At 67.7% G+C, this 20117-nt stretch carries 25 protein-coding genes and 1 tRNA gene; 16 read left to right on the plus strand and 10 right to left on the minus strand.

Annotated elements, in window-relative coordinates; translation table 11 throughout:
• Positions 1–165: 165 nt before the first annotated feature.
• The 4 genes from DS843_RS16180 to DS843_RS16195 all read left to right on the plus strand — a co-directional run bounded on the left by DS843_RS16180 (position 166) and on the right by DS843_RS16195 (position 3177).
• On the plus strand, positions 166–504 hold the full coding sequence (locus DS843_RS16180) for a hypothetical protein (protein ID WP_149469918.1): 339 nt from the start codon (positions 166–168) through the stop codon (positions 502–504).
• Positions 505–619: 115 nt separating this feature from the next.
• A complete protein-coding gene (locus DS843_RS16185) occupies positions 620–1261 on the plus strand; it encodes a cupredoxin domain-containing protein (RefSeq protein WP_167525336.1) in 642 nt (213 codons plus the stop codon).
• Between the two features lie 22 nt (positions 1262–1283).
• Entirely contained in the window at positions 1284–2972 is a 1689-nt protein-coding gene (locus tag DS843_RS16190) for a cbb3-type cytochrome c oxidase subunit I (protein WP_167525337.1), read from the plus strand.
• Positions 2973–2988: 16 nt separating this feature from the next.
• Positions 2989–3177 carry a hypothetical protein gene (locus DS843_RS16195; RefSeq protein ID WP_149469921.1) on the plus strand — a complete coding sequence of 63 codons (189 nt, stop codon included), beginning with the start codon at positions 2989–2991 and terminating at the stop codon, positions 3175–3177.
• 73 nt (positions 3178–3250) lie between these two features.
• Here DS843_RS16195 and DS843_RS16200 read toward each other — a convergent pair.
• From DS843_RS16200 to DS843_RS16230, 7 genes are all read right to left on the minus strand, one after another.
• Positions 3251–3324, minus strand: a tRNA-Gly gene (locus DS843_RS16200).
• A gap of 115 nt (positions 3325–3439) precedes the next feature.
• Entirely contained in the window at positions 3440–3751 is a 312-nt protein-coding gene (locus tag DS843_RS16205; protein ID WP_149469922.1) for a hypothetical protein, read from the minus strand.
• Positions 3738–4085, minus strand: a complete 348-nt coding sequence (locus DS843_RS16210) for a substrate-binding domain-containing protein (RefSeq protein WP_208852256.1) — start codon at positions 4083–4085, stop codon at positions 3738–3740. The genes DS843_RS16205 and DS843_RS16210 overlap by 14 nt, the downstream gene beginning before the upstream one ends.
• Before the next feature lie 151 nt (positions 4086–4236).
• Positions 4237–5013: a sulfite exporter TauE/SafE family protein gene (locus DS843_RS16215; protein ID WP_149469923.1), complete on the minus strand. Its 777-nt coding sequence runs from the start codon at positions 5011–5013 to the stop codon at positions 4237–4239.
• A gap of 43 nt (positions 5014–5056) precedes the next feature.
• Entirely contained in the window at positions 5057–5509 is a 453-nt protein-coding gene (locus tag DS843_RS16220) for a DUF6691 family protein (protein WP_286192132.1), read from the minus strand.
• A 3-nt stretch (positions 5510–5512) separates the two neighbouring features.
• Positions 5513–5908 (minus strand): YeeE/YedE family protein, encoded by a 396-nt coding sequence (locus tag DS843_RS16225; RefSeq protein ID WP_149469924.1) that lies wholly within the window; start codon positions 5906–5908, stop codon positions 5513–5515.
• Positions 5909–5947: 39 nt separating this feature from the next.
• Positions 5948–6298 (minus strand): ArsR/SmtB family transcription factor, encoded by a 351-nt coding sequence (locus tag DS843_RS16230; RefSeq protein ID WP_286192133.1) that lies wholly within the window; start codon positions 6296–6298, stop codon positions 5948–5950.
• 224 nt (positions 6299–6522) lie between these two features.
• Here DS843_RS16230 and DS843_RS16235 point away from each other — a divergent pair, with 224 nt between their 5' ends.
• From DS843_RS16235 to DS843_RS16260, 6 genes are all read left to right on the plus strand, one after another.
• A complete protein-coding gene (locus tag DS843_RS16235; protein WP_149469925.1) occupies positions 6523–6987 on the plus strand; it encodes a hypothetical protein in 465 nt (154 codons plus the stop codon).
• Positions 6988–7054: 67 nt separating this feature from the next.
• Positions 7055–7522: a protein tyrosine phosphatase family protein gene (locus DS843_RS16240; protein ID WP_149469926.1), complete on the plus strand. Its 468-nt coding sequence runs from the start codon at positions 7055–7057 to the stop codon at positions 7520–7522.
• On the plus strand, positions 7519–8280 hold the full coding sequence (locus tag DS843_RS16245) for an MBL fold metallo-hydrolase (RefSeq protein ID WP_149469927.1): 762 nt from the start codon (positions 7519–7521) through the stop codon (positions 8278–8280). Before DS843_RS16240 ends, DS843_RS16245 begins: the two co-directional genes overlap by 4 nt.
• Positions 8277–9104 carry a DUF2243 domain-containing protein gene (locus tag DS843_RS16250; RefSeq protein ID WP_167525338.1) on the plus strand — a complete coding sequence of 276 codons (828 nt, stop codon included), beginning with the start codon at positions 8277–8279 and terminating at the stop codon, positions 9102–9104. Before DS843_RS16245 ends, DS843_RS16250 begins: the two co-directional genes overlap by 4 nt.
• Positions 9105–9339: 235 nt before the next feature.
• Positions 9340–10029, plus strand: coding sequence for a DUF305 domain-containing protein (locus DS843_RS16255; protein ID WP_286192134.1), 690 nt, complete (start codon positions 9340–9342; stop codon positions 10027–10029).
• Between the two features lie 138 nt (positions 10030–10167).
• A complete protein-coding gene (locus tag DS843_RS16260; RefSeq protein WP_149469929.1) occupies positions 10168–10389 on the plus strand; it encodes a hypothetical protein in 222 nt (73 codons plus the stop codon).
• 164 nt (positions 10390–10553) lie between these two features.
• Here DS843_RS16260 and DS843_RS16265 read toward each other — a convergent pair whose 3' ends face one another.
• The 3 genes from DS843_RS16265 to DS843_RS16275 all read right to left on the minus strand — a co-directional run bounded on the left by DS843_RS16265 (position 10554) and on the right by DS843_RS16275 (position 14132).
• Positions 10554–11831, minus strand: coding sequence for a type II restriction endonuclease (locus DS843_RS16265; RefSeq protein WP_286192135.1), 1278 nt, complete (start codon positions 11829–11831; stop codon positions 10554–10556).
• 259 nt (positions 11832–12090) lie between these two features.
• Positions 12091–13572 carry a helix-turn-helix domain-containing protein gene (locus DS843_RS16270; protein ID WP_149469930.1) on the minus strand — a complete coding sequence of 494 codons (1482 nt, stop codon included), beginning with the start codon at positions 13570–13572 and terminating at the stop codon, positions 12091–12093.
• Positions 13569–14132 (minus strand): DUF6932 family protein, encoded by a 564-nt coding sequence (locus tag DS843_RS16275; RefSeq protein WP_149469931.1) that lies wholly within the window; start codon positions 14130–14132, stop codon positions 13569–13571. The genes DS843_RS16270 and DS843_RS16275 overlap by 4 nt, the downstream gene beginning before the upstream one ends.
• 211 nt (positions 14133–14343) lie before the next feature.
• Here DS843_RS16275 and DS843_RS16280 point away from each other — a divergent pair, with 211 nt between their 5' ends.
• The 6 genes from DS843_RS16280 to DS843_RS16300 all read left to right on the plus strand — a co-directional run bounded on the left by DS843_RS16280 (position 14344) and on the right by DS843_RS16300 (position 20105).
• Positions 14344–14544: a heavy-metal-associated domain-containing protein gene (locus tag DS843_RS16280; RefSeq protein WP_149469932.1), complete on the plus strand. Its 201-nt coding sequence runs from the start codon at positions 14344–14346 to the stop codon at positions 14542–14544.
• 11 nt (positions 14545–14555) lie between these two features.
• On the plus strand, positions 14556–15359 hold the full coding sequence (locus DS843_RS16285) for a DUF305 domain-containing protein (RefSeq protein WP_149469933.1): 804 nt from the start codon (positions 14556–14558) through the stop codon (positions 15357–15359).
• 153 nt (positions 15360–15512) lie between these two features.
• Positions 15513–16442, plus strand: coding sequence for an NAD-dependent epimerase/dehydratase family protein (locus DS843_RS16290; protein ID WP_149469934.1), 930 nt, complete (start codon positions 15513–15515; stop codon positions 16440–16442).
• 48 nt (positions 16443–16490) lie between these two features.
• Positions 16491–16613 carry a hypothetical protein gene (locus DS843_RS31785; RefSeq protein WP_286192136.1) on the plus strand — a complete coding sequence of 41 codons (123 nt, stop codon included), beginning with the start codon at positions 16491–16493 and terminating at the stop codon, positions 16611–16613.
• A 20-nt stretch (positions 16614–16633) separates the two neighbouring features.
• Positions 16634–17482: a cation diffusion facilitator family transporter gene (locus DS843_RS16295; RefSeq protein WP_475849206.1), complete on the plus strand. Its 849-nt coding sequence runs from the start codon at positions 16634–16636 to the stop codon at positions 17480–17482.
• A 169-nt stretch (positions 17483–17651) separates the two neighbouring features.
• A complete protein-coding gene (locus DS843_RS16300) occupies positions 17652–20105 on the plus strand; it encodes a heavy metal translocating P-type ATPase (protein WP_149469936.1) in 2454 nt (817 codons plus the stop codon).
• Positions 20106–20117 lie beyond the last annotated feature (12 nt).

Raw genomic sequence — 20117 nt, forward strand, 5'->3', positions numbered from 1 at the left:
TGAGCTGAATCAGGCGCTTACTTGGGGAAAACCGGGAGAATCATTGACTCTAAAGGGTGGTGGCTGATGGGGTTCTGGTTGACCTTGGTCAATGACCGGACCCACTGTATGAGTTATGCCTGAGCTGACCTGGGCACACCCGGGTCGAGCGTAACGACGGCAGACATGAAGCGATTGGGACACATCTTCGCCGTGCTGGTGTTCGCCTTCGCGCTCCTGGTGGGCGCGGCGGGCGGAGCCATGGCGCATGTGGACGCTCATGGCCGCTCGGTGGACCACAGCTCCCATCACATGCCGTCACCTACGGCCCCGTCGCATGGTGACTCCCACAAGGCCGCCCTGGTGGTCGTGGCTCCGTGTTGCCCGGCGGCTGAGGCCCCGACGGGCCATGCCATCACCGTCTCCGTGACGACGGTCGAGACGTCTTGGCATCCTCGGCCGGACTACGTCCCGAACGCTCGGGACATCACCCCGGACACGCCCCCTCCGAAGACCAGCCTCTGATCGGCCGAGCGCTCTGACGTCTGCGTCGGAAGCCCGGCCACGCGCCGCGTTCGCGCGGTGCCGCACGTGTTTCCGACTACGCGATCAGAGGACTCTCACCATGCCTGAGAGGCATTTGACGACCCGTCGCGGCTTCATCGCCGGACTGGGCTTCGGCGCCGTCTCCCTGTACGGCGCCTGGGCGGCCTTCGGCGCCGCACCGCTTCCTTTCGGCGGCAAGACGGCTGCTGCCCCCGAACCCGACGCTCACGGCGGTGGTCATGGCGGCCATGGTGCCGCCGAAGCGCCCGCCGAGGCCGGTGGGCACGGTGGTCACGGGGCTTCGGCGGGCGTGGCGCCCGAGGAGTTCCGCTTCGAGCACGACTACTTCGTCCAGCGCTACGCCCAGAAGGACGGCAGCGTGAACCCGCACGTGAGCGAGGACACGCACAGCCATGCGGCCGAGGGGCACGACCACAGCCACGACACCGGAGGCGAGCCGGTCGACGTCTACCTGATGGCGCAAAAGTTCGCCTACAGCCCCGATGTGCTGCGCCTGAAAGCTGGACAGCCCTACCGGTTCCGCATGATGGCCGACGACATCACCCACGGCGCGTCGATCCAGCTGGGCTCCGCCAGCCGCATCATCCGTCTGCGTCCGAACACGGTCACCGAGCAGGTCATCACCTTCACCAGGCCGGGCGAGTACCTTGTGTACTGCACCGTCTACTGCGGCCAGGCGCACGACGCCATGATGGGCCGCATTGTCGTCGCCTGAGTGGATGGAGGAGACCATGAACATGATGTCTAAACCCTCCGCCCCGATCGGCGCCAAGCCCACCCTGACCACGCGGATCGCTGCCTTGCCGACACCCGACAAGGCCCTTCTCAAGCTGCTGTTCGGCGCCGCCCTGCTGGCGCTCGGCCTCGGCCTCGCCGGTGGCTTCGTGACGGCACTGGCCCGCGCCGGTGCGCTGACCTTCTTCCCCGACGATGCCTACCGCCTGCTGACACTGCACGGCGTGTCCGTGTTCTTCTACTGGCTCTACCTGATCCAGGCGGCGCTGCTGCTGGTGCTGGCGGCCGCTGAAAATGGACGTGGGCTGGCCCTGCGCCCGTTCGCCTGGCTCGGCGCTGCCCTCATGCTGGTGGGCTTCGGTGTCAGCGAGTGGATCTCCTACACCGGCACGCCGCTGCTCTACGACGGCAGCCCCGAACTCGCCGCGGACGACCCGCGCTCGGTCGGCTTCTTCGCGCTCGGCTACCTGCTGCTCTCGGGCGGCTTGGTCGCCTCGGCGATCAGCGGCATCGCCACGGTGCTCCAGCCGCGGCTGCGCGGCGAGGCGGACGAGTTCACCGCCGTCGGCTTCGCCCTGTTCGCCTGGGCGGGATTCCTGGTGGTCAGCGCCATCGCCGCGACCAACGCCTTCCTGCCCGGCGTGCTGTGGTCCCTGGGGATGGGGTCCTTCCCGGCCGACCACGGCACCGAGTGGCACATCCTGTTCCACAACCTGCATTACCTGCCGCTGATGGCGACGGTGCTGGTGTGGTACGTGCTGACCGAGCACCTGACGGGCGTGAAGTCGATCCACGGCGCGCGGCTGTCGAAGATCGTCTTTGCGGCGTACCTGGTCTTCGTGCCGCCGACGAGCCTCTACCATATGTTCCTCGAGCCCAACCTGTCCGAAGGGGTGCGCGTCGTCGGCTCGCTGCTGTCGCTGTTCGTCTCGGTGCCGACGCTCGCGGCCTTCGCCATCATCGTCTCGTCGCTTGAAGCCAGCGCGCGGGCGCGTGGCGCGACCGGCTTCTTCGGCTGGATGCGCGGGCTGCCCTGGGACAACCCGGCCATGGCGAACATGGGCTGGGCGGTGGTGAACATGATGCTCGGCATCACCTTCGCCTTCGTCCTGATCCAGGGCGAACTGGCACCGATGCTGTCCGACACGTTCTTCGTCCCCGGCTACTTCCACTTCTTCGCCGTCGGCGTGCTGACCCAGACCTTCCTGGCCGCCATGATGGTGATGCTCCCGGCGCTCGGCGGCGGCTCGCTGTGGCGTCCGGCGGTGCTGAAACGCATGCCGGTCATCGTCACCATCGGCTTGGTCATCTTCGGTGCCGCGGGCATCACGGCCGGGTTCATGGGCGTGCCGCGCCGCGTGTTCGACGTCAGCTACGGCGGCATGGCCCCGGCCGCGTGGCCGGTGCTGATGGCGCTGGTTGGCGTCGGCGCCACCATCTTCGCCGTCGCCATTTCGGTCACCGTCTACGGCGTCGTCCGCACGCTGCTGTCCCGGCGTGCGCCGGTCGCGACGGAGGTGCCGGTGGTCGACTGGCAGACCGGGGCACGCGGCGTCGGTGCGGCGCCCGCCTGGACAGGGCCCGTGTCGGTCGCGGCTCTGGTCGCCGCGATGTACGTCTTCACCATCATCGCGTTCCAGCTGATCCAGTCCCTGCCGATCATCGCCATCGGCGGCGGCCACGGCCACTGAGCGCAGGAGATCCGTCATGAAGAACGATGAACTCTGGCTGACCGCGGCCATCGTCGCCGTCTGGGCCGTCCTCGCCGCCGTCTACGCCCTGGTCCCCAGCCTCGGGATGCCGGGCTACGTCCGGGTCTGGGGCGGAGGCGCCGTGGTGTTCCTGGTGCTCGCCGGGGTGCTGGTCGCCGTCGGCAGAAAGCCCCGTAAAGGCTGACTGGATCTGGAAACGGGCTTCGGCCCCACCATCGGCTGACGGTGATGGGGCCGAAGTCACTTCTCGAAACGGATGGAGCGGGCTGTTGGACTCGAACCAACCTGGCCAGCCTGGAAAGCCGGTGCCCAACCTCTGGACCAAACCCGCGTCACACCAAGGATTCTGCACCACCGGCACCATCATCCTCAACCAAGCATAAGTAGCGCCCCGATTGCGGGGTGCTGCTGGCTCGAGGCGGTAATGAACCTGGGTGCGGTGACGGTCAGTGTTGCGGTGGCTCAGGCAGACATTCCAAGTAACCGCGGTACCCGATCCTGAGGTCCTGTCCGGCCTCGAAGACCATGTTGGCTTCCCGGCGCTGCATCCCGACCCGGATTTCGGCCGCTTCTCCGGGAACGGGCACGATGGACGCCCGGATCGGCTCGGCGACCAGCGCAAGCTCCTCGACCTGCCCGATCCCGCCTCCGGCCGATGCAGGGTCGGCCGACGCAACCTCGGCCGATGCGAGCTCCAGGACGACCAGGCTCCCGTTCAGCTTCAACACACCGCGCTGCGCCTTGCTATCCGGCACCATGCACCGACGGCCGCAGGTAGAGCGGGTCTATGGTGTCCTCGAGGATCCGGCCCTCCATCAGCCGGACGAAGTCGGTCATCATGTTCTCGGCGCCGCTGTAGATGACGTCGGCGTCCTGCTTGGTCTTGTCCAGCCACTGCGGCGTCGGCCTGGCGGTGACGTTGACCGTGCCCCCGCCCGTCTGCCCGAACATGGCCGCCGCCTCCTTCATCGCGGGCAGCGGGCCGCCGGGGCCGTAGACGTTGACGGCGTCCTGTGCCGCCGCGGGCAGCGCCAGACCCGCCGCCAAGATGGCCGCACCAAGCAAGGCCCTGATGTGGGACAGGAAGGGCATTGTCTCCCCCGTCGGCCGTGACCGGCGACTCTCTATCAGACAGTTCTGATAAAGATTCGTTCCCGCCACCGTCTGGCGCGCCGTTGAGAAACATGGTTCCGGCGGAACTGAAGGCGGAGCACGGCCGCCCCCCGTGGTAGAGGGCGGCGCGTCAAAACAGGCCGAGGACTCCGGCGTTGCGGTACAGCATGTAGGCCGCTACGGCGAACAGCACGCCAGCGAAGACCTTGGTCAGCGCGCCCTTGCGGGTGGACAGCCCGACCGCGGCCTTCATGCCCGCGAAGCCTCCCACCACCCCACCGGCGATGAACAGCGCAGCGATCGTCCAGTCCACGAGACCCGAGAGCGCGTAGTTGGCCGCCGTGGTCAGGCCGAAGGTGCCCACCGAGAACAGCGACGAGCCGATGGCGTTGAGCACGGCCATGCCGCTGCCGAGCATGATGCCGGGGACGATCAGGAAGCCGCCGCCGATCCCGAAGAAGCCCGAGATCGCTCCGGCCAGGAACCCGATGGCAACGAGGCGCACGGCGATCCGCTTGTTGATGTGGACGCCCGGATCGCCCTCGCTTCCCCGCCGCCGGAGCATCGAGACGCCGACTGCGACCATCACCAGCGCGAAAAGGAACAGCAGGCTCTCACCGTCGACCGACTTGCCGATGGTCGAGCCGACCAGCGCGCCGACCACGCCGGACAGGGCGAACGTCGCCGCGCACGGCCACTTCACGGTTCCGGCCCGGGCGTGCTGGGCCAGGTTGGCGAAGGCGTTCGCGGCGACCGCCAGGGCGCTGGTGCCGATGGCGACGTGCGGGTTCGGGACGCCCACCACGTAGAGCAGCAGCGGGACGGCCAGGATCGACCCGCCGCCCCCGATCAGGCCGAGGGAGAAGCCGACCAGGGCCCCGGAGAGGAGAGTGACGAGAACGGTCATGGAACGCATCTGGTCGAGTGGGTCCCGGTGGCGAAGCGGGGGGTCAGCGGGGTCGAAGGTCGGCGCGCATAGGTGGGCGTCGCCGTGGCTGTCGGCAGGACGCGGTGCAGGGCCATGCCCACAAGCACGCGGCCACGAACACGACGACCTGCCAGAGCCCCAGCGGCAACGTGGTGAGCGCCGGGCCCGGACAGAGGCCGACCAGCCCCCAGCCGATCCCGAACAGGGCCGCCCCGGTGATGAGCCGGGCGTCGAGGTCACGCCGGGTCGGGATCTGGAAGGCGGGCGCCCACAGCGGTGCGGCTCGGCGCCCGGCGACGGCGAAGCCCACCGAGGCCGCCGCAACGGCGCCCGCCATCACCAGGGCGAGGCTCGGATCCCAGGCCCCGAAGATGTCGAGGAAGGCGAGCACCTTGGCCGGATTGATCATCTGCGAGATGACCAGTCCCAGGCCGAAAAGCAGTCCGACGACGAAAGCGGAGGCGATCAGGCGCATGGCTCACACTCCGAAGAGATGGCGAACGACGAAGACAGTGACGACGGCACTGGCCATGAAGACGGCGGTGGCGACGAGCGAGCGGGGTGATCGGCGCGCGAAGCCGCAGACACCATGCCCGCTGGTGCAACCCGACCCCATCCGCGTGCCGAAGCCGACCAGCAGGCCCGCCACGACCAGCAGCCCGAGCGGGGCGTCGCCCCGCACCCGCGGAAGCGTGCCCGTCACCGCCGCATACAGTAGGGGCGCCGCCAGTAGCCCGGCGACGAAAGCGACCCGCCAGGAGGTGTCGCCGCGGGTCGGCGGCAGCAAGCCGCCCAGGATGCCGCTGACGCCGGTGATCCGGCCGTAGAGGAGGACGAACAGGGCGGCGGACGACCCGATCAGCAGGCCGCCCACGAGGGCCGATACAAGGTGAAGTGTTCCATTGAGGGGCCTTCATGAGGAGGAGTTCCGGCCGGTGCAGAACAGCCGGTAGAGTTCGGTCAAGATCGGGCGGACGCGCTCGGAGCCGATCCGGTAGTGGATGGCGGTCCCTTCGCGGCGGGTCGCCACCAGCCCCTCGTCGCGCAGCTTGGCAAGGTGCTGGGAGAGGTTGGACTGGGACAGGCCAAGGCGCCGGACAAGCTCGCCGACCGCCATCTCGCCTTCGACCAGCGAGCACAGGATCATCAGGCGGTGGCGGCTCGCGAGCGAGTGCAGGAACGCCTCGGCCTCGGCGGCGCGGTTCGTCAACTCGGCGGGATCCAGCGGCGTGTCGTTCGGCGCACCCATCGTGCTCTCGGTCATCCCCAAGCGGCCTTGGCTGAACGTCGATGAGCGCCGCCGTGGCGGTGAACGGCCGGAGGTCCCCGGCCATCCCGATCGCCGCCCCCAAGGAACAGGGGCGCGCCGACACGCATCGCGCCGGGCGTCAGCGTCGCGTCCACCGTCCATCCCGGTCACAATGGAACAGTTCAATCCTTTCTAATGTTTCCGAATCAGTTTCCCATCCGACATCGAGGAGAATGCCCATGCTGCCCGCGACAACCTCGCGCGTCAGGGATGCTACCTCGGACGCCGTCAACCGGCGGATCGCCGAGCAGATCGAGCGGAGCGTCGAGCATCACGCCGAACACCCGGAGGAGATCGACGGGCGGCTGGACGAGCTCGACCACGAGTGGGACATCGAGCGCACGCTCGAGGCCAACGCGGCAACACTGGCGCTGACCGGCACGGTGCTGGGAGCCTTCCTGGACCGCCGTTTCCTCGTCCTGCCCGCGGTCGTGACCGGGTTCCTGCTCCAGCACGCGCTTCAAGGCTGGTGCCCGCCCGTGCCCCTCTTCCGCGCGCGGGGCGTCAGGACGGCTGCCGAGATCGACCGCGAGCGGACCGCGCTGAAGGGCCTGCGGGGCGACTTCCGGCGGCTGGAGGCGGCCACCCCGCACGCCGCTCCGCGCGAACGCGCCCAGGCCGCGCTGGAGGCCGTCGGGACCTGACCCGGCTCGGCATGCCCATGCTTGCGCCGCAAGACTGGGGACAGGGCCCTGCACCGAGGAGCAACCGATGTCGAACCGCATAAAGGCGGATGACCGCTTCACCATCGAGATGGCACCGCCGACCGCCGAGCGCGTCGCGGAGTTGGCCCGCGAGGGCTTCCGCTCGGTCGTGAACCTGCGGACGCCCGGCGAGAAGGACGAGATCCTGTCGCCGAGCGAAGAGGGCGAGGTCGCCCGGGGCCACGGCCTGGAGTACGTGAGCATCCCGGTCTCCCCGCAGGACATGAACGAGGCCACCGCCGAACGCTTCGACCGGGAGGTGGCGCGCCTGCCGGGTCCGGTCGCCGTACACTGCGCCTCGGGGCGCCGTGCCGGGCTCTTCACCTTCCTGTCCATCGCCCGCAGCGAGGGCCTGTCCGGGGACGCGGCGGCGGCCAAAGCCGAGGCGATGGGCTTCCAGTTCGGGACGCCGGAGACGAAAGCGTTCTTCACGCGCGCCGTGGACGGCGGACGGACGCGGGGAGGGACATCATGATCTTCCGTCAGCTGTTCGAGCCGGAATCCTCGACCTACACCTACCTGTTCGGCTGCCGCGACATGGGTGAGGCGATCCTTCTCGATCCGGTGATGGAGACGGTCGAGCGCGACCTGGCCGTCATCCAGCAACTCGGGCTGCGGCTCGCCGTGACCCTCGACACGCACATCCACGCCGACCACATCAGTTCGGCCTGTCGGCTGCGGGCCCTGACCGGGTGCAAGGTCGCCTACCCGGCGATGGACGGGCTGCCCTGCGCCGACGTCGGCGTCGCCGAGGACAAGCCGCTCACCATGGGCAGCCTGGCCTTCCAGCCGCTCTACACCCCCGGCCACACCGACACGCACCACTGCTATCTCGTCGACCGAGGCGACACGTCGCGGGTGTTCACCGGCGACGCCCTGCTGATCGACGGCTGCGGCCGCACCGACTTCCAGAACGGCGACACCGCGGCGCTCTACCGGTCGGTGCGCGAGAAGATCTTCTCCCTGCCGGACGACACGCTCGTCTACCCGAGCCACGACTACCAGCACCGGCACGTCTCGACGGTGCTCCAGGAGCGGGAGCGCAACCCCCGCCTGGGCGACGCCAAGTCCTTCGAGGAGTTCGCCGGGATCATGGCGAACCTCAACCTGCCGTACCCGAAGAAGATCGACGTCGCCGTGCCCGCGAACCGCCTGTGCGGCGATTGCCCCGACGACGCCCCGCGGGCGCTCCGGGAGATCGGGGACAAGTCCTACCAGGGGTGGCCGCCATGACCACGCACGCGACGCAGGCCCGCGCTCGGGAGCGGGTCCGGGACACGGCCTTCACGGGCCGGTTCTCCTGGGCAGGCTACCTGCTCGGCTTCGGCTTGGGCGGCTTCTTCGACGGCATCCTGCTGCACCAGGTGCTGCAATGGCACCACCTGCTCAGCGCGCTTGAGGGAGAAACGTTCCGCGACCTTCGCACGCTGGTGCTCGCGGACGGGCTGTTCCACGTGGCCATGTACGTCATCGCCGCGGCGGGCCTCTGGCTGCTCTGGCGCACCCGGCGGGAGTATGGCGAGCCCGGCGCCGACCGCTGGATGTTCGCCAACACGCTTGTCGGGTTCGGCGTCTGGCACGTCGTCGACAGCGTCCTGTCCCACTGGGTCCTCGGAATCCATCGCATCCGCATGGACTCCCCGAACCCGCTGGTGTGGGATCTGCTCTGGTTCGCCGTCTTCGGGGTGGCCTTCATCGTGGCGGGATGGCTTCTGAGGCGGAGCGCCGGAGAGGGGCGTCCGCCCGGCGGAGGACGGCGGCTCGCTACCCCGGTTGCGCTCACGCTCGCCGTGCTGGTCGCCGGGCCCGTCGCCGCCCTGCCGCCGCCGAGCGTTACCACGGCGATGGTCCTGTTCAAGCCCGGCACCAGTGCCGCCGAGGTGTTCGCTGCGGTGGCGGCCGTGGACGGGCGCGTCGTCTGGAGCGACCGCTCCGGCGGCCTCTGGGCGGTCGACCTCGACGACATAGCCAGGGCCCGCCTGCTCTACGCGCATGGTGCGCTCTTCGTCAGCAACGGCCTCCTCCCCGCCGGGTGCTTCGCCTGGTCGCGTGCGTAGGATCTGTTCAACCGAGCCTGGCTTCACGCCATCGACCGCTTCTTCATGCTGGTCCGGCGCCGCTTGGCAAGTGCCTCGACATCTTCCGGGTCTGGTACAACTGGTGCTTCACGGGTGAGGACGGCCTGACCCCGGCGGAGCGCCTGGGCGTCGCCAAGGGTAAGGTCCGAATGGAAGACATCGTCTACTTCGATCCCTACGCCTGATATACAGCCCGTCTTACCCAGCCCCTCTCATGCTCGCTCTGGCAGAGTTCGTGGAGCGGCGTGCCACGACAATGAAAAGCTGCGCGGGAACAAAAATGATGGGGGTTTTGTTCCCCCTCATTGGGCAGAATGGGGTAGAGGAAGCCACAATGTCATACGAGCAAAATCACCATAGGAACATGATGAAAATGGGTTGGGGTCGGTTTGCGGCAATGATCGCAACCTCAACGTTCATCATGTTCTTTTTGATGTACCAGCTTGTTTATTCGCTCGATCACGCCCTTTTCAGCGTAAACCGGCTGGTCTCCTCGCTCGTTATGGGGTGCGTCATGACTATCGTGATGCTCGGCTTCATGTGGTCAATGTACAGGGGTATGGCCATTAAGATCGTCGTATTGGTCGGAGCCGTGCTGGTCGGAGTTGTACTCCTCTACGTGAACCGCAGTCAGGGCCTGATCGGCGATGTCAGCTTCATGAAGTCGATGATCCCGCACCACTCCATCGCCATCAATAACGCAAGCAACGCCAGCATCAGCGACCCCCGCGTGCGCAAGCTCGCGGATAAGATCATCGAATCACAGGTTCGCGAGATCGCTGAGATGAAGCTGCTCATTGACGACATTGGGAACAATGGCAAGCGCGGGAGTCAGCCCCTTCCTGCGCGACCGGCTCAGGTCACACCCGATATGGAGCAGCAGATACGAGAGGCGGTTCAGTAGCGCCGTCGAACCCAGCGGACCGTGTCGGCTTCCGACGGTGCACGCCGCTCGGTTTCGGACTTCAAGCAGAAGAGATGATGCCCAGAGTAGTGTTGCAGGCCGCATGGCCTGCAACACCTTTGTGTAGGGGCTGGGGCAATGGCATCGTCCTTCTACTCCGCCACCGCGAAGTTCGTCAGGTCCCTGAGCGTTTCCCGACCAGTCCGCGGATTTATGCCGCCGGACGGAACGCGGATCTCCAGCGCATCATCGACGCCCTCCAAAAAGCTGAACGCCTACGGCCTTTCCCCTGAGGACGACCAGATCGCGCGCAACGGCGCGAAGAAGATCATGGCAGAGTGGTTGGCGGGACACGAGTAAGCTCCCCCGACGTTCCACGGCGGGGGCCGGGATGGCCGGAACGGTCACGCAGCCGTTCTACGGGCGATGAGTCCTGCACTTTCCAGGGCAGACAGTGCCCTGTAGATGGCTTCATGTGTTAGCTCATCCCAGGCGGGTTCTCTTCCAAATACCGGCAGCTTCGCTCAAACCAAGGTCCGCGAGATGGCGTGGATGGCCTTCATGCCGGTCCCGAAACGGGCGATGGACTCCCGGTGGCTCTCGAGCTCACCGTACGGCAGATAGCGCACCTTGAGGTCGGCGACCCGGGAGAACGCGGGCCGAGCCAGCTGCGCTCGGACCTCGTCTTCGCGGCCGTTCGGCGCGACCAGGAACATCCCCTCGAGAGCATGCGCCTCGGTGCCGAGCGCCAGATCGAGCATGCGGACAATGCCGGAGTAGATGGACGTCGAGTGCTCGACCTCGAAGGCAGCCGCGACGTGCGCCTTTCCACGGCCGAGCCATAGCACGTCGATGAGCCGGACGGCGTCGGCGCCGGGAGCTTTCTCGATCACCTCAGGCAGACGCTCAAGGCACCCCTCGCCGAGCTTGCCGCCGTTGTACGGCCGCCCGCGGTCGTTCGAGGCGATCCAGACATCGTAGTCCAAGGCCTTGCCAAGGTCACGCAGCCAGCCCTGGATCTCGGTGTGCGTGCGGTCGCCTTCGCGCTCGGCCGCGGTCGCCTTCGACGCCTTGGCGTTCTCCTCGCGCACCTTGGCGAGGTCGGCCTCCCAAGCGGCGCGGGCGACCGCGTCGTCGGCGCGCGGCGGCGCGGTGTACCGGCCGGAGCCGACATCGAACAGCAAGCCGCCGATGGCGCCGAGGTCGTTCGACAGCAGGTCGCGGTACTCGGCGTTCAGGGCCAGGATGCCCTGGCGCATGGCCAGGAACTCGTCCCACTTCCCGAGCTTCACCTTGGCGCCGGTGAGCGCGTTGTAGCCGTTCACGATGGCCGTATTGAAGGGCGGCACGATGGTGGGGTGCAGGAAATAGAGCAGGTTTGCCACGGCCGGGCCGAGGCCCTTGATCTGCTTGGAGTCGATCTGCCGGATGGCGGCGAGAACCTGCGCCTCGGCGTTGCAGCAGACGCAGGTGTCGAGCAGGCGGCCGAAGGCGCGCTGGTTGTCGGGGTTCTCGTAGATGTCCGGGATGCGTAGCTTGGGCTTCCACAAGAAGGCGTGGTCGGCACCCTTGAAGATCTGCCGCTGTTCCGCGATCGAGTGGACCACCGTTTCCAGCGAGGAGCCGCGGTAGGCGTTGCCGAAGGTTCCGGCCTCGATGTCGGCGACGACCTGCTGGATGCCGCGGCGGATGGAGCGGAAGTTCTTCACCCGCTCTTCCCACAGAAACCAGCTGCGGTACGTGGCATTCGGGTCTTCCCGCCACCGTTGGACAAGCGTGCGCATCGCGTCGGACAAGGCCATTCCCCAAAGAAAGTCCCTACCTGGACAGGGTAGATCACCGGGTCGTCATGGTGCAATTGCCGAGGGGTGTCCTGCACGCCACCTGCAACTTTCTCTGTCGCCGCTGGGCTCGAGGCTGCAAGACGGGACTCCAGGACCGGCTCGGCCGCCCGCCACAAGCTCTCAAAAGTGACGAGCATGAGGAAAGGCAGCGCGCCGTGGTGACGCGCTGCCCATGTTCGTCGGCGGTCAGACGTGGCGTCAGCCGCCCTTTCCAGGGTCAGTGAACGCGGTCGGCACCGGCTCGGCCTGGCACCACAAGCGGCGCGACGGCCTGCCGCAGAAGGCCGCCCGCAGGCTCCTCCACGGCGTTGAGGTCGACGGCCTGAAGCAGGATCTGCCGGACGGTGTCGTAGGGCGGAGCATCGTCCGCCTGGAGGTTCTTTGCCGCCCCCCACCAGTTCTCACCCGTCTCCTGGCAGAGCCGGAACGCGACATGGTTCGCCAGGAGGCCAACCCCGACCCCTTCGGCGGCAGCGATCTTCTGGACCGCGCCCTTCACCCAGGCAATCCGCCCCTTGGCTTCCCTGCTGACCAACCCGTAGAGCACGTCGGCCTTGCCGTTGAGAAGGACGTCGGCCGCGAACGCATGCGCGCGGAGTTCCTCGTCGGCCAGACGCCGCCCATCCGAGGTTCCCTCGGCTTCGATGGCCGCGAACTCCTGGCAGGGACCGGCTTCGGCGAGATGGTGGAGTTCATGGACCAGATCGAAGAGCCACCGCGACGCCGTCTGCATCGGCTGCTTCAGCACCACGGCGCCACGCCAGTCGATGCGCCAGCACGCCCCGTGGAATGCCCCCTTGTCGCACAGCGGCAGCACCGGGATGCCGAGTTCCCAAGTGCGGCGAACCGCCGTGGCCAGATCTGGACGGCCGTCTCTGAACAGCAGCGTCCGCATCGCACGCCAGTCCAGCGGGAGGTCCCTGTCCACCGGGCCCCGCATCGTCCGGCACAGGGCCGATGCAAGGAAGTGCGCGTACGCGCTGTAGAACGCGACTGGCTTCTCCTTGGCGGTGGCGCCCAGCTTGTAACGGGCGTTGGCGACGGCGCGTCCCCACCATGGGTCGTCGTCGTTCATCGCCACCAGGTCCTGGAACGGCTTGCCGAAGATCGCCTCGACACGGGACGCGAAGAGCTGCGCGCACTCATGCGTCGACCGCTCGGCACCACCAGCCGGTCCGTCCGCCGGTGGAACGAGGCGGGACGTGAGGAACCCCTTGTCGATGCCGACTCCCTTGAGCTTGTCGACGGCGACCGGGATGCTGGGCGCACTGGGCTGGGGCAGGCTCGCGGTGATCGAGAAGGACAGCCCGAGCGCCTCCGCCACCTCGATGAGGCGCCAGAACGACGCGGTCTGGTAGTCGTCCTCTTCCCACCGCTGGATCTGCTGAGGCTTCACTCCCAAGCGCTCCGCGAGCTTCTCATGGGTGAGCCCCGATGCGATCCGCGCCTGAATCAGCAGCTTCGGCAGATCCTCGACCCGGTTGACCTCGAGGGCCTCGATGCCGCCGCTCGCCAGCCGGTCGTAGTCCGCGACCGCCGCCTCGAGGTCCTCAAGCTGAGCCTGGATCGCCGAGGCTTCCGCCTGGACGGAAACGGGGTCGCGCCCGGTGTGGTCGGCCGCCCGGTGGGCCGCCAGGGAGTCCCTGAAACGCGCCGCTGCGGCCTTGGTGACCTTGTATTCCCGTTCGTTCTTGATCATGGCAGCGTTCCCAACGTCAGAACCAGCAGACCTTTTGGACGGTCCTTCTTGTCTTTTTGGAAGAACGAGAGGAACGGTTCCCCGGAATTGCCTTCGCGCCAGTTGGCCGGAAAGAGGTCGGCCATGTACTTGTCGGCGATCGCCTTCCGGTTTGCCCTGACGTCCTTCAGCAGAGGGTCGACTTTGGTCCAGTCGAGATTGTCCGTCGGGAACAGCCCGTCCCAGTCATCGGGAACGGGTTTATCCGTTGCGAAGCTCCCGTCGATGTAGAGCACAGCCGCACCGGCGTCGCGCAACATCGCCCCGGCCTCCCGGATCTTCCCGAGGATCTTCTGGCGCCGTGACCCCTGTCCGAAACGTGTTCTCAGTTCATCCCATGTGACCTCGTGTTCGCCTTCCGGCAGGACCTTTCGGACGCCCTGAGAAACGAGCTTCGGGACCATAACACCACATATATGTTGTGTTGGCAAGAAATGTCCATAGCTTACCTCCGCCGCGTGTGCGCGAGGAATGAATGACCAGCGGGACGGGCCGACCATAGCAGGCGTGGCGATGTCCATCTACCAGATATTGCGGATCATCAATGTAGATCCCTCTACCTATCCACAGTCCCTGTCGAGCTCGCGCTGGCTGCCCGGTTGATCCAGCTGCATACCCGGCCTGCGCGAAACGCTGGTGAAGAAGCGGTTGACCTTCCCATGACTGGAAGGTTGAGACTGGCCTCCAGATGAACACGATTGGTCCGGCAGGACCTCGTCCAGGAGGATACCTATGTTGCAGTTCACCGTTCCCGGCATGAAGTGCGGCGGTTGCGCCAACTCCATCCGCAAGGCCCTGGTCGCCATCCCAGGCATCTCGGACATCCAAGCCGACCCGCCCAACCGGCGCCTCGCCGTCGATGGTGACGTCGGCGCCGACCTGATCATCCGCACCCTGGCCGACGCGGGCTACGACGCCGAGCCCGCCGCCTGAGGAGACGCATCATGTCGACGAAGAAGAACGCGCTGCTGGGCAGCGCACTGATACTCGCCATGACGCTGTCGGCGGCCTCGGTGGCCATGGCTGACGGGGGTGGCGGCGGGGATTGGCACAACACCGTCGTCTACGAGCTCGACCTGGTCTCGGGCAGCGTGGTCGACCCCGCGGTCCTGAAGGCGGACCTCGACTACGTCACCGGCCTGCGCGAGCACCATGCGGGCGCGCTGACGATGTCCGAGGAGTACCTGGCCAAGGGCCGGAACCCGGTGCTGCGGCGCATGGCGGGTGCCATCATCGCCAACCAGGAGTACGAGATCGCCGTGCTCGACGAGGTGAAGCGCCAAGTCGAACAGCCGCCTCAGGTGCTGGTCGACTTCGGTGCGACGAAGTTCATGCGGCGGCCGGTGGCCACCGAGGGGCTGGAACACCAGCTGGCCTACGTGAAGGCGCCGCCGCCGACGGCTCTTGACCTCTGGACGGCATCCGGCGAGGTCGACGAGTATGACGTGCGCTGGGCCAAGGCGATGATTGCGCACCACCAGGGCGCGCTCGACATGGCGCGGGACTACAACGCCGACCCGAACGGCGAGAACAGCTTCCTGCGCACCATGAACTACGACATCGTCCAGGATCAGGAATACGAGATTGGGCTTCTGGAGAGCGTCATCGATCGTTACCCGGGTGACGCCAACGCCATCCAGTTGGACCCCTCCATGGTGCACGGCATGTCCATGCACGGCGGGCACGGAAAGGTCGATCACGGGACGATGGATCACGGCGTGATGGACCACAAGGCCATGGAGCATTGAGAAGCTGGTCCGGCCGCCTGCACTGTTGGTGACGGCGGCCGTTCAGCCAATCCACCGGAGGGCAGCGGAAGGGGCCTTGACCTGCCCATTGCTGGAACGCGGAGGCTTGGTCCAGGCCCCGATCCCGGGGCAATCTTCCATGGAGCTTAGAGCATGAAAGTTCTCCTGACCGGCGCCACGGGGTACGTTGGCAGCCGGGTTGCCGATCGGCTGGTTGCCCGCGGTCATCAGGTGGTTGGCATCACGCGGCGGGCGGATGCCGCCGACCAGCTCGCCCGCCGCGGCGTCGAGCCGTTCATTGCGGACCTGACCCAGACGGACCGTCTGGCTGAAGTCGCCAAAGCCTGTGACGGCGTGATCCACACCGCGTTCAGCCATGACTTCGATTACGCGACCGGCGTCGCGATGGACCGTGCCGTCCATGAGGCGTTCGTCGGCGCACTGGCGGGCACCGGCAAGCCGCTCGTCGTGTCGAACGGCACCGCTGGGTTCGGCGACACGGGCGACCGGGTGGCCGACGAGACCACACCAATCGACCTTGAGCAACCGCTGGCGGTGCGTACCCGTGTCGAGAGCCTGGCGGCCGAGGCGGCTGGCGTGAAGGGAATCGCCGTGCGCCTGCCGCTGCTCGTCTACGGGCATGGCGGCAGCGTCTTCTTGCCGATGCTGATCCAGTCGGCCCGTCGTCTCGGCGTGTCCTACTACATCAGCGACGGCTCGAACCGCATGTCGACCGTGCACGTCGACGATGCGGCCGACCTGTACGCCCTGGCGCTCGAGCGCGGGCGCGCGGGCGAGGTCTACATCGCGGGCGGGGGTGAGGACGTCGAGCTTCGCGCCGTGGCCGAGGCGGTGGCGCACGGTGTCGGGAATGGCTGTCGGGTTGAATCCGTGACACCCGATCGCGCCGCCGCGATCTGGGACCCGGTCTGGGCGAAGATGCTGGCGCTCACCAACCGCGTCTCGGGGCGCAAGGCCAAAGGGGAACTCGGTTGGACGCCGCGGTCCTCGCCCACGCTTCTCGACGACGTCGCCCGAGGGTCCTACGCGGTGTCGCCCCAGCATGCTGAGGCGGCGCTATGAGTGCCCGACCGTTCCCGAGTGCCAGGGGCAGCCACCCCGTGGCACGCCATGAGCACTTCCAGGACGCCGAGCACCACCATGGGCATGGCTGCGAGGGCCGCCAGGACCATGCCCACGACCATGCAGGTCACGGCCACCGGCACGGTCCTGGCGGCCATCATCCCCCGGTGACGGCCGACAGTGAGCGCAGGGTGATCTGGGTGATGCTGTTGACCGGCGGCTTCATGCTGGCCGAGGTCGCCGGAGGGCTCGTGTCCGGCTCGCTGGCCCTGCTGGCCGACGCCGGGCACATGCTCACCGACGTCGCATCGCTCTCCCTGGCCTGGACCGCCTTTCGTCTGGCCCGGCGTCCGGCGGACACGCGACGCTCCTACGGGTGGTACCGCGTCGAGGTCCTCGCCGCGTTCGTGAATGGCCTGACGCTGTTCGCCGTGGCGGGTTGGATCGTCGTCGAGGCCGTTGAGCGCTTCCGCGACCCCGTCGCGGTCATGGGGCAGCCGATGCTGGTGATCGCGGTCCTCGGCCTGTTGGTGAACACCCTGGGCTTGTGGATCCTGCATCGCTGCGGCGGTGAAAACCTCAACGTCCGCGGCGCCGCTCTTCATGTGCTCGGCGACATGCTCGGCTCGGTCGGCGCCATCGCGGCCGCCCTCATCATCCTGTGGACCGGCTGGACGCCGATCGACCCCATCCTGTCGGTCGTGGTCGCTCTGCTCGTGCTGCGCAGCGCCTGGGCCATCGTGAAGGACGCGGGCCACATCCTGCTCGAAGGGACGCCGGACGGGCTTGACGCCGCCCGCATCAAAGCGGCCGCGAAGGCCGTTCCCGGAGTGCTGGACATCCATCACGTCCACGCCTGGTCCCTCACCGGCGAGCGCTCGATGGTCACGCTCCATGCGGTCGTCGAGGATGCGGCCAACCAGAACGAGGTCGTGGCTGCCATCGGCTCGGTCCTGGAACAGCGGCTCGGCGTTGCGCACGCAACCGTCCAGGTCGAGCGTGGTGGAGGCGGCAGCACGCCCACCTGCCTTCAGTGCTGAGCAGCGGATAGGACGTGTTCAGGGCGACGGAATCAGCGGGGTTCCGTCGCCCTTCTCCATTCACGACCGCTCGACGACGCCCACATCGCGGATGGCCACAAACGCTCTTGACCTTCCCATGACTGGAAGGTCCATCTGTAAGGGCAGCAAGGAACAACAGGAGCCAGCCATGGCTTACACAGCTGCACAGGATCGGTCAGCGCCGCGGGAGCAGGCCGCGTCCGAAGTCGACATCGGGATCGGCGGGATGACCTGCGCATCGTGCGTGGGGCGCGTCGAACAGGCCATTCGCAAGGTGCCGGGCGTCACCGATGTGTCCGTGAATCTCGCGACCGAGAAGGCGCGCATCGCGTTCCAGGGCACGCCGAACACTCAGGGCGTCGTCGAGGCCATCGAGGCCGCGGGCTATGAGCCCCTCCTGTCCCAACTGGCCGGAGCCGAGCTCGACCTGCGAGTCGAGGGCATGACCTGCGCGTCGTGCGTCGGCCGTGTGGAGAAGGCACTCAGGAAGGTGCCCGGTGTTGCCGAGGCGACGGTGAACCTCGCCACCGAGCGGGCGCACGTTGTGGGCCAGGGGCTCGACGCCGCCGCTCTGGTCGAGGCGGTGGAGAACGCCGGATACACCGCCAGCCCGGTCACCCCGGACCAGGCGGCAACCGCCGCGCCGGACGAGGCGCAGAACCGCAGCCGCCGCGACCTCCACCATGTGCTGATCGGGGCCGCCCTGTCGGCACCGTTGGTGGTCGGCATGATCGGCGATCTGCTCGGTCTGCACATGATGCTGCCGGGCTGGGTGCAGTTCGCGCTCGCCACCCCCGTACAGTTCTGGCTGGGCTGGCGCTTCTACCGGGCCGCCTACAAGGCCGTGCGCGCCGGGACTGGCAACATGGATCTGCTGGTGGCGCTGGGCACCTCGGCGGCCTGGGGCTTGAGCGTCTACATGCTGCTGGCGGCACCGGCCGGTGTGGCTCCGCACCTGTACTTCGAAGCCTCGGCGGTTCTGATCACCTTCGTCCTGCTCGGCAAGTGGCTGGAGAGCCGCGCCAAGGGCCAGACCGCCGCCGCCATCCGGGCGCTGATGGGCCTGCGGCCGGACAAGGCTCGCGTCCGCCGCGACGGTGCAGAGATCGAGGTGCCGGTCGGGCAGGTCACGGTCGGCGACCATGTCGTCGTCCGTCCCGGCGAGCGCGTTCCGGTGGACGGCCGCGTTGTTGAGGGCGCCAGCAGCGTTGACGAGTCCATGCTGACCGGCGAACCCCTGCCGGTGGAGAAGGGTGTCGACGCCAAGGTCACCGGCGGCTCGATCAACGTGGACGGGCTGCTCGTCATCGAGACGACGGCGGTCGGCTCGGAGACGATGCTGTCGAAGATCGTCCGGCTGGTCGAGGGCGCCCAGGCGTCCAAAGCGCCGATCCAGCGCACGGTGGATCGGGTCAGCGCCGTGTTCGTCCCGGTGGTTCTGGTCATCGCCGCGATCACCTTCGCGGCCTGGTGGGGGCTCACCGGCGACGTGGAGACCGCCATCATCACCGCCGTGTCGGTGCTGGTCATCGCCTGCCCCTGCGCGCTGGGCCTCGCCACGCCGACGGCGATCATGGTGGGCACGGGTGCGGCTGCGCGGCGCGGCATCCTCATCAAGGACGCCGAGGCGCTGGAGCGTGCGCACGCCGTTACGGCGGTCGCCTTCGACAAGACCGGCACGCTGACCGAGGGCAAGCCGCGCGTCACCGACCTCGTTCCCGCCAAGGGGCTGGCGGAAGCGGAAATCCTGCGCGGCGCCGTCACCCTTCAGCAGGGCAGCGAGCACCCGCTGGCGCACGCGGTCCGCGCCCGCGCCGAGGATGAGGGCGTGTCCGTGGGCGCGCTCGTGGACTTCAAGGCCCTAGCCGGGCGCGGCGTGTCGGGCGTGGTGGACGGCCGTTCCCTCCTGCTCGGCACAAAGCGGCTGATGGCCGAAACCGGGCTGGCCGACGCTGTCTTGGTGACGGCGGCGGCGGGCCTGGAGTCCTCCGGCCGGACGGTGTCCTGGCTGGCCGAGGTGGCGCCTGAGAAGCGCGTGCTTGGGCTGGTGGCATTCGGCGACACGGTGAAGGAAAGCGCGCGCGTCGCCGTGAGCAAGCTGCACGAGCAGGGCATCGAGGCGGTGATGGTCACCGGCGACAGCAAGGGCGCCGCCCAGGCCGTGGCTCGGGAACTGGGAATTGACCAGGTGTTCGCCGAGGTGCTGCCGGGCGACAAGGCGGAGGTCGTGGCGACGCTGAAGCGCGAGGGCAAGGTGGTGGCGATGGTTGGTGACGGCATCAACGACGCCCCGGCGCTCGCTGCGGCCGACGTCGGCATCGCCATGGCGACCGGCACGGACGTCGCCATGCACACGGCTGGCGTCACTCTTATGCGCGGCGACCCCGTGCTGGTCGGCGGTTCCATCGACGTGTCGCGGCGGACCTATGCCAAGATCAAGCAGGGTCTGTTCTGGGCCTTCGCCTACAATGTGATCGGCATCCCGCTGGCGGCGCTGGGCTATCTGAGCCCGGTCCTGGCCGGTGCGGCCATGGCGCTGAGTTCGGTCAGCGTGGTCTTGAACGCGCTTACGCTCCGGGGCTGGAAGCCCCGGGGCCTGTGAAGGGAGATCCCC

The sequence above is a fragment of the Roseomonas genomospecies 6 genome (assembly GCF_008365375.1).
GTDB lineage: Bacteria > Pseudomonadota > Alphaproteobacteria > Azospirillales > Azospirillaceae > Azospirillum.

Excerpts from the sequence above, each read along its gene's own strand:
- DS843_RS16180 (WP_149469918.1), top strand. The coding sequence starts at position 166 with ATGAAGCGATTGGGACACATCTTCGCCGTGCTGGTGTTCGCCTTCGCG.
- DS843_RS16190 (WP_167525337.1), top strand. The coding sequence starts at position 1,284 with ATGATGTCTAAACCCTCCGCCCCGATCGGCGCCAAGCCCACCCTGACC.
- DS843_RS16195 (WP_149469921.1), top strand. The coding sequence starts at position 2,989 with ATGAAGAACGATGAACTCTGGCTGACCGCGGCCATCGTCGCCGTCTGG.
- DS843_RS16205 (WP_149469922.1), bottom strand. The coding sequence starts at position 3,751 with ATGGTGCCGGATAGCAAGGCGCAGCGCGGTGTGTTGAAGCTGAACGGG.
- DS843_RS16210 (WP_208852256.1), bottom strand. The coding sequence starts at position 4,085 with ATGCCCTTCCTGTCCCACATCAGGGCCTTGCTTGGTGCGGCCATCTTG.
- DS843_RS16215 (WP_149469923.1), bottom strand. The coding sequence starts at position 5,013 with ATGACCGTTCTCGTCACTCTCCTCTCCGGGGCCCTGGTCGGCTTCTCC.
- DS843_RS16220 (WP_286192132.1), bottom strand. The coding sequence starts at position 5,509 with ATGCGCCTGATCGCCTCCGCTTTCGTCGTCGGACTGCTTTTCGGCCTG.
- DS843_RS16230 (WP_286192133.1), bottom strand. The coding sequence starts at position 6,298 with ATGACCGAGAGCACGATGGGTGCGCCGAACGACACGCCGCTGGATCCC.
- DS843_RS16235 (WP_149469925.1), top strand. The coding sequence starts at position 6,523 with ATGCTGCCCGCGACAACCTCGCGCGTCAGGGATGCTACCTCGGACGCC.
- DS843_RS16240 (WP_149469926.1), top strand. The coding sequence starts at position 7,055 with ATGTCGAACCGCATAAAGGCGGATGACCGCTTCACCATCGAGATGGCA.
- DS843_RS16245 (WP_149469927.1), top strand. The coding sequence starts at position 7,519 with ATGATCTTCCGTCAGCTGTTCGAGCCGGAATCCTCGACCTACACCTAC.
- DS843_RS16250 (WP_167525338.1), top strand. The coding sequence starts at position 8,277 with ATGACCACGCACGCGACGCAGGCCCGCGCTCGGGAGCGGGTCCGGGAC.
- DS843_RS16255 (WP_286192134.1), top strand. The coding sequence starts at position 9,340 with ATGCTCGCTCTGGCAGAGTTCGTGGAGCGGCGTGCCACGACAATGAAA.
- DS843_RS16260 (WP_149469929.1), top strand. The coding sequence starts at position 10,168 with ATGGCATCGTCCTTCTACTCCGCCACCGCGAAGTTCGTCAGGTCCCTG.
- DS843_RS16265 (WP_286192135.1), bottom strand. The coding sequence starts at position 11,831 with ATGGCCTTGTCCGACGCGATGCGCACGCTTGTCCAACGGTGGCGGGAA.
- DS843_RS16270 (WP_149469930.1), bottom strand. The coding sequence starts at position 13,572 with ATGATCAAGAACGAACGGGAATACAAGGTCACCAAGGCCGCAGCGGCG.
- DS843_RS16275 (WP_149469931.1), bottom strand. The coding sequence starts at position 14,132 with ATGGACATCGCCACGCCTGCTATGGTCGGCCCGTCCCGCTGGTCATTC.
- DS843_RS16280 (WP_149469932.1), top strand. The coding sequence starts at position 14,344 with ATGTTGCAGTTCACCGTTCCCGGCATGAAGTGCGGCGGTTGCGCCAAC.
- DS843_RS16285 (WP_149469933.1), top strand. The coding sequence starts at position 14,556 with ATGTCGACGAAGAAGAACGCGCTGCTGGGCAGCGCACTGATACTCGCC.
- DS843_RS16290 (WP_149469934.1), top strand. The coding sequence starts at position 15,513 with ATGAAAGTTCTCCTGACCGGCGCCACGGGGTACGTTGGCAGCCGGGTT.
- DS843_RS31785 (WP_286192136.1), top strand. The coding sequence starts at position 16,491 with ATGAGCACTTCCAGGACGCCGAGCACCACCATGGGCATGGCTGCGAGG.
- DS843_RS16300 (WP_149469936.1), top strand. The coding sequence starts at position 17,652 with ATGGCTTACACAGCTGCACAGGATCGGTCAGCGCCGCGGGAGCAGGCC.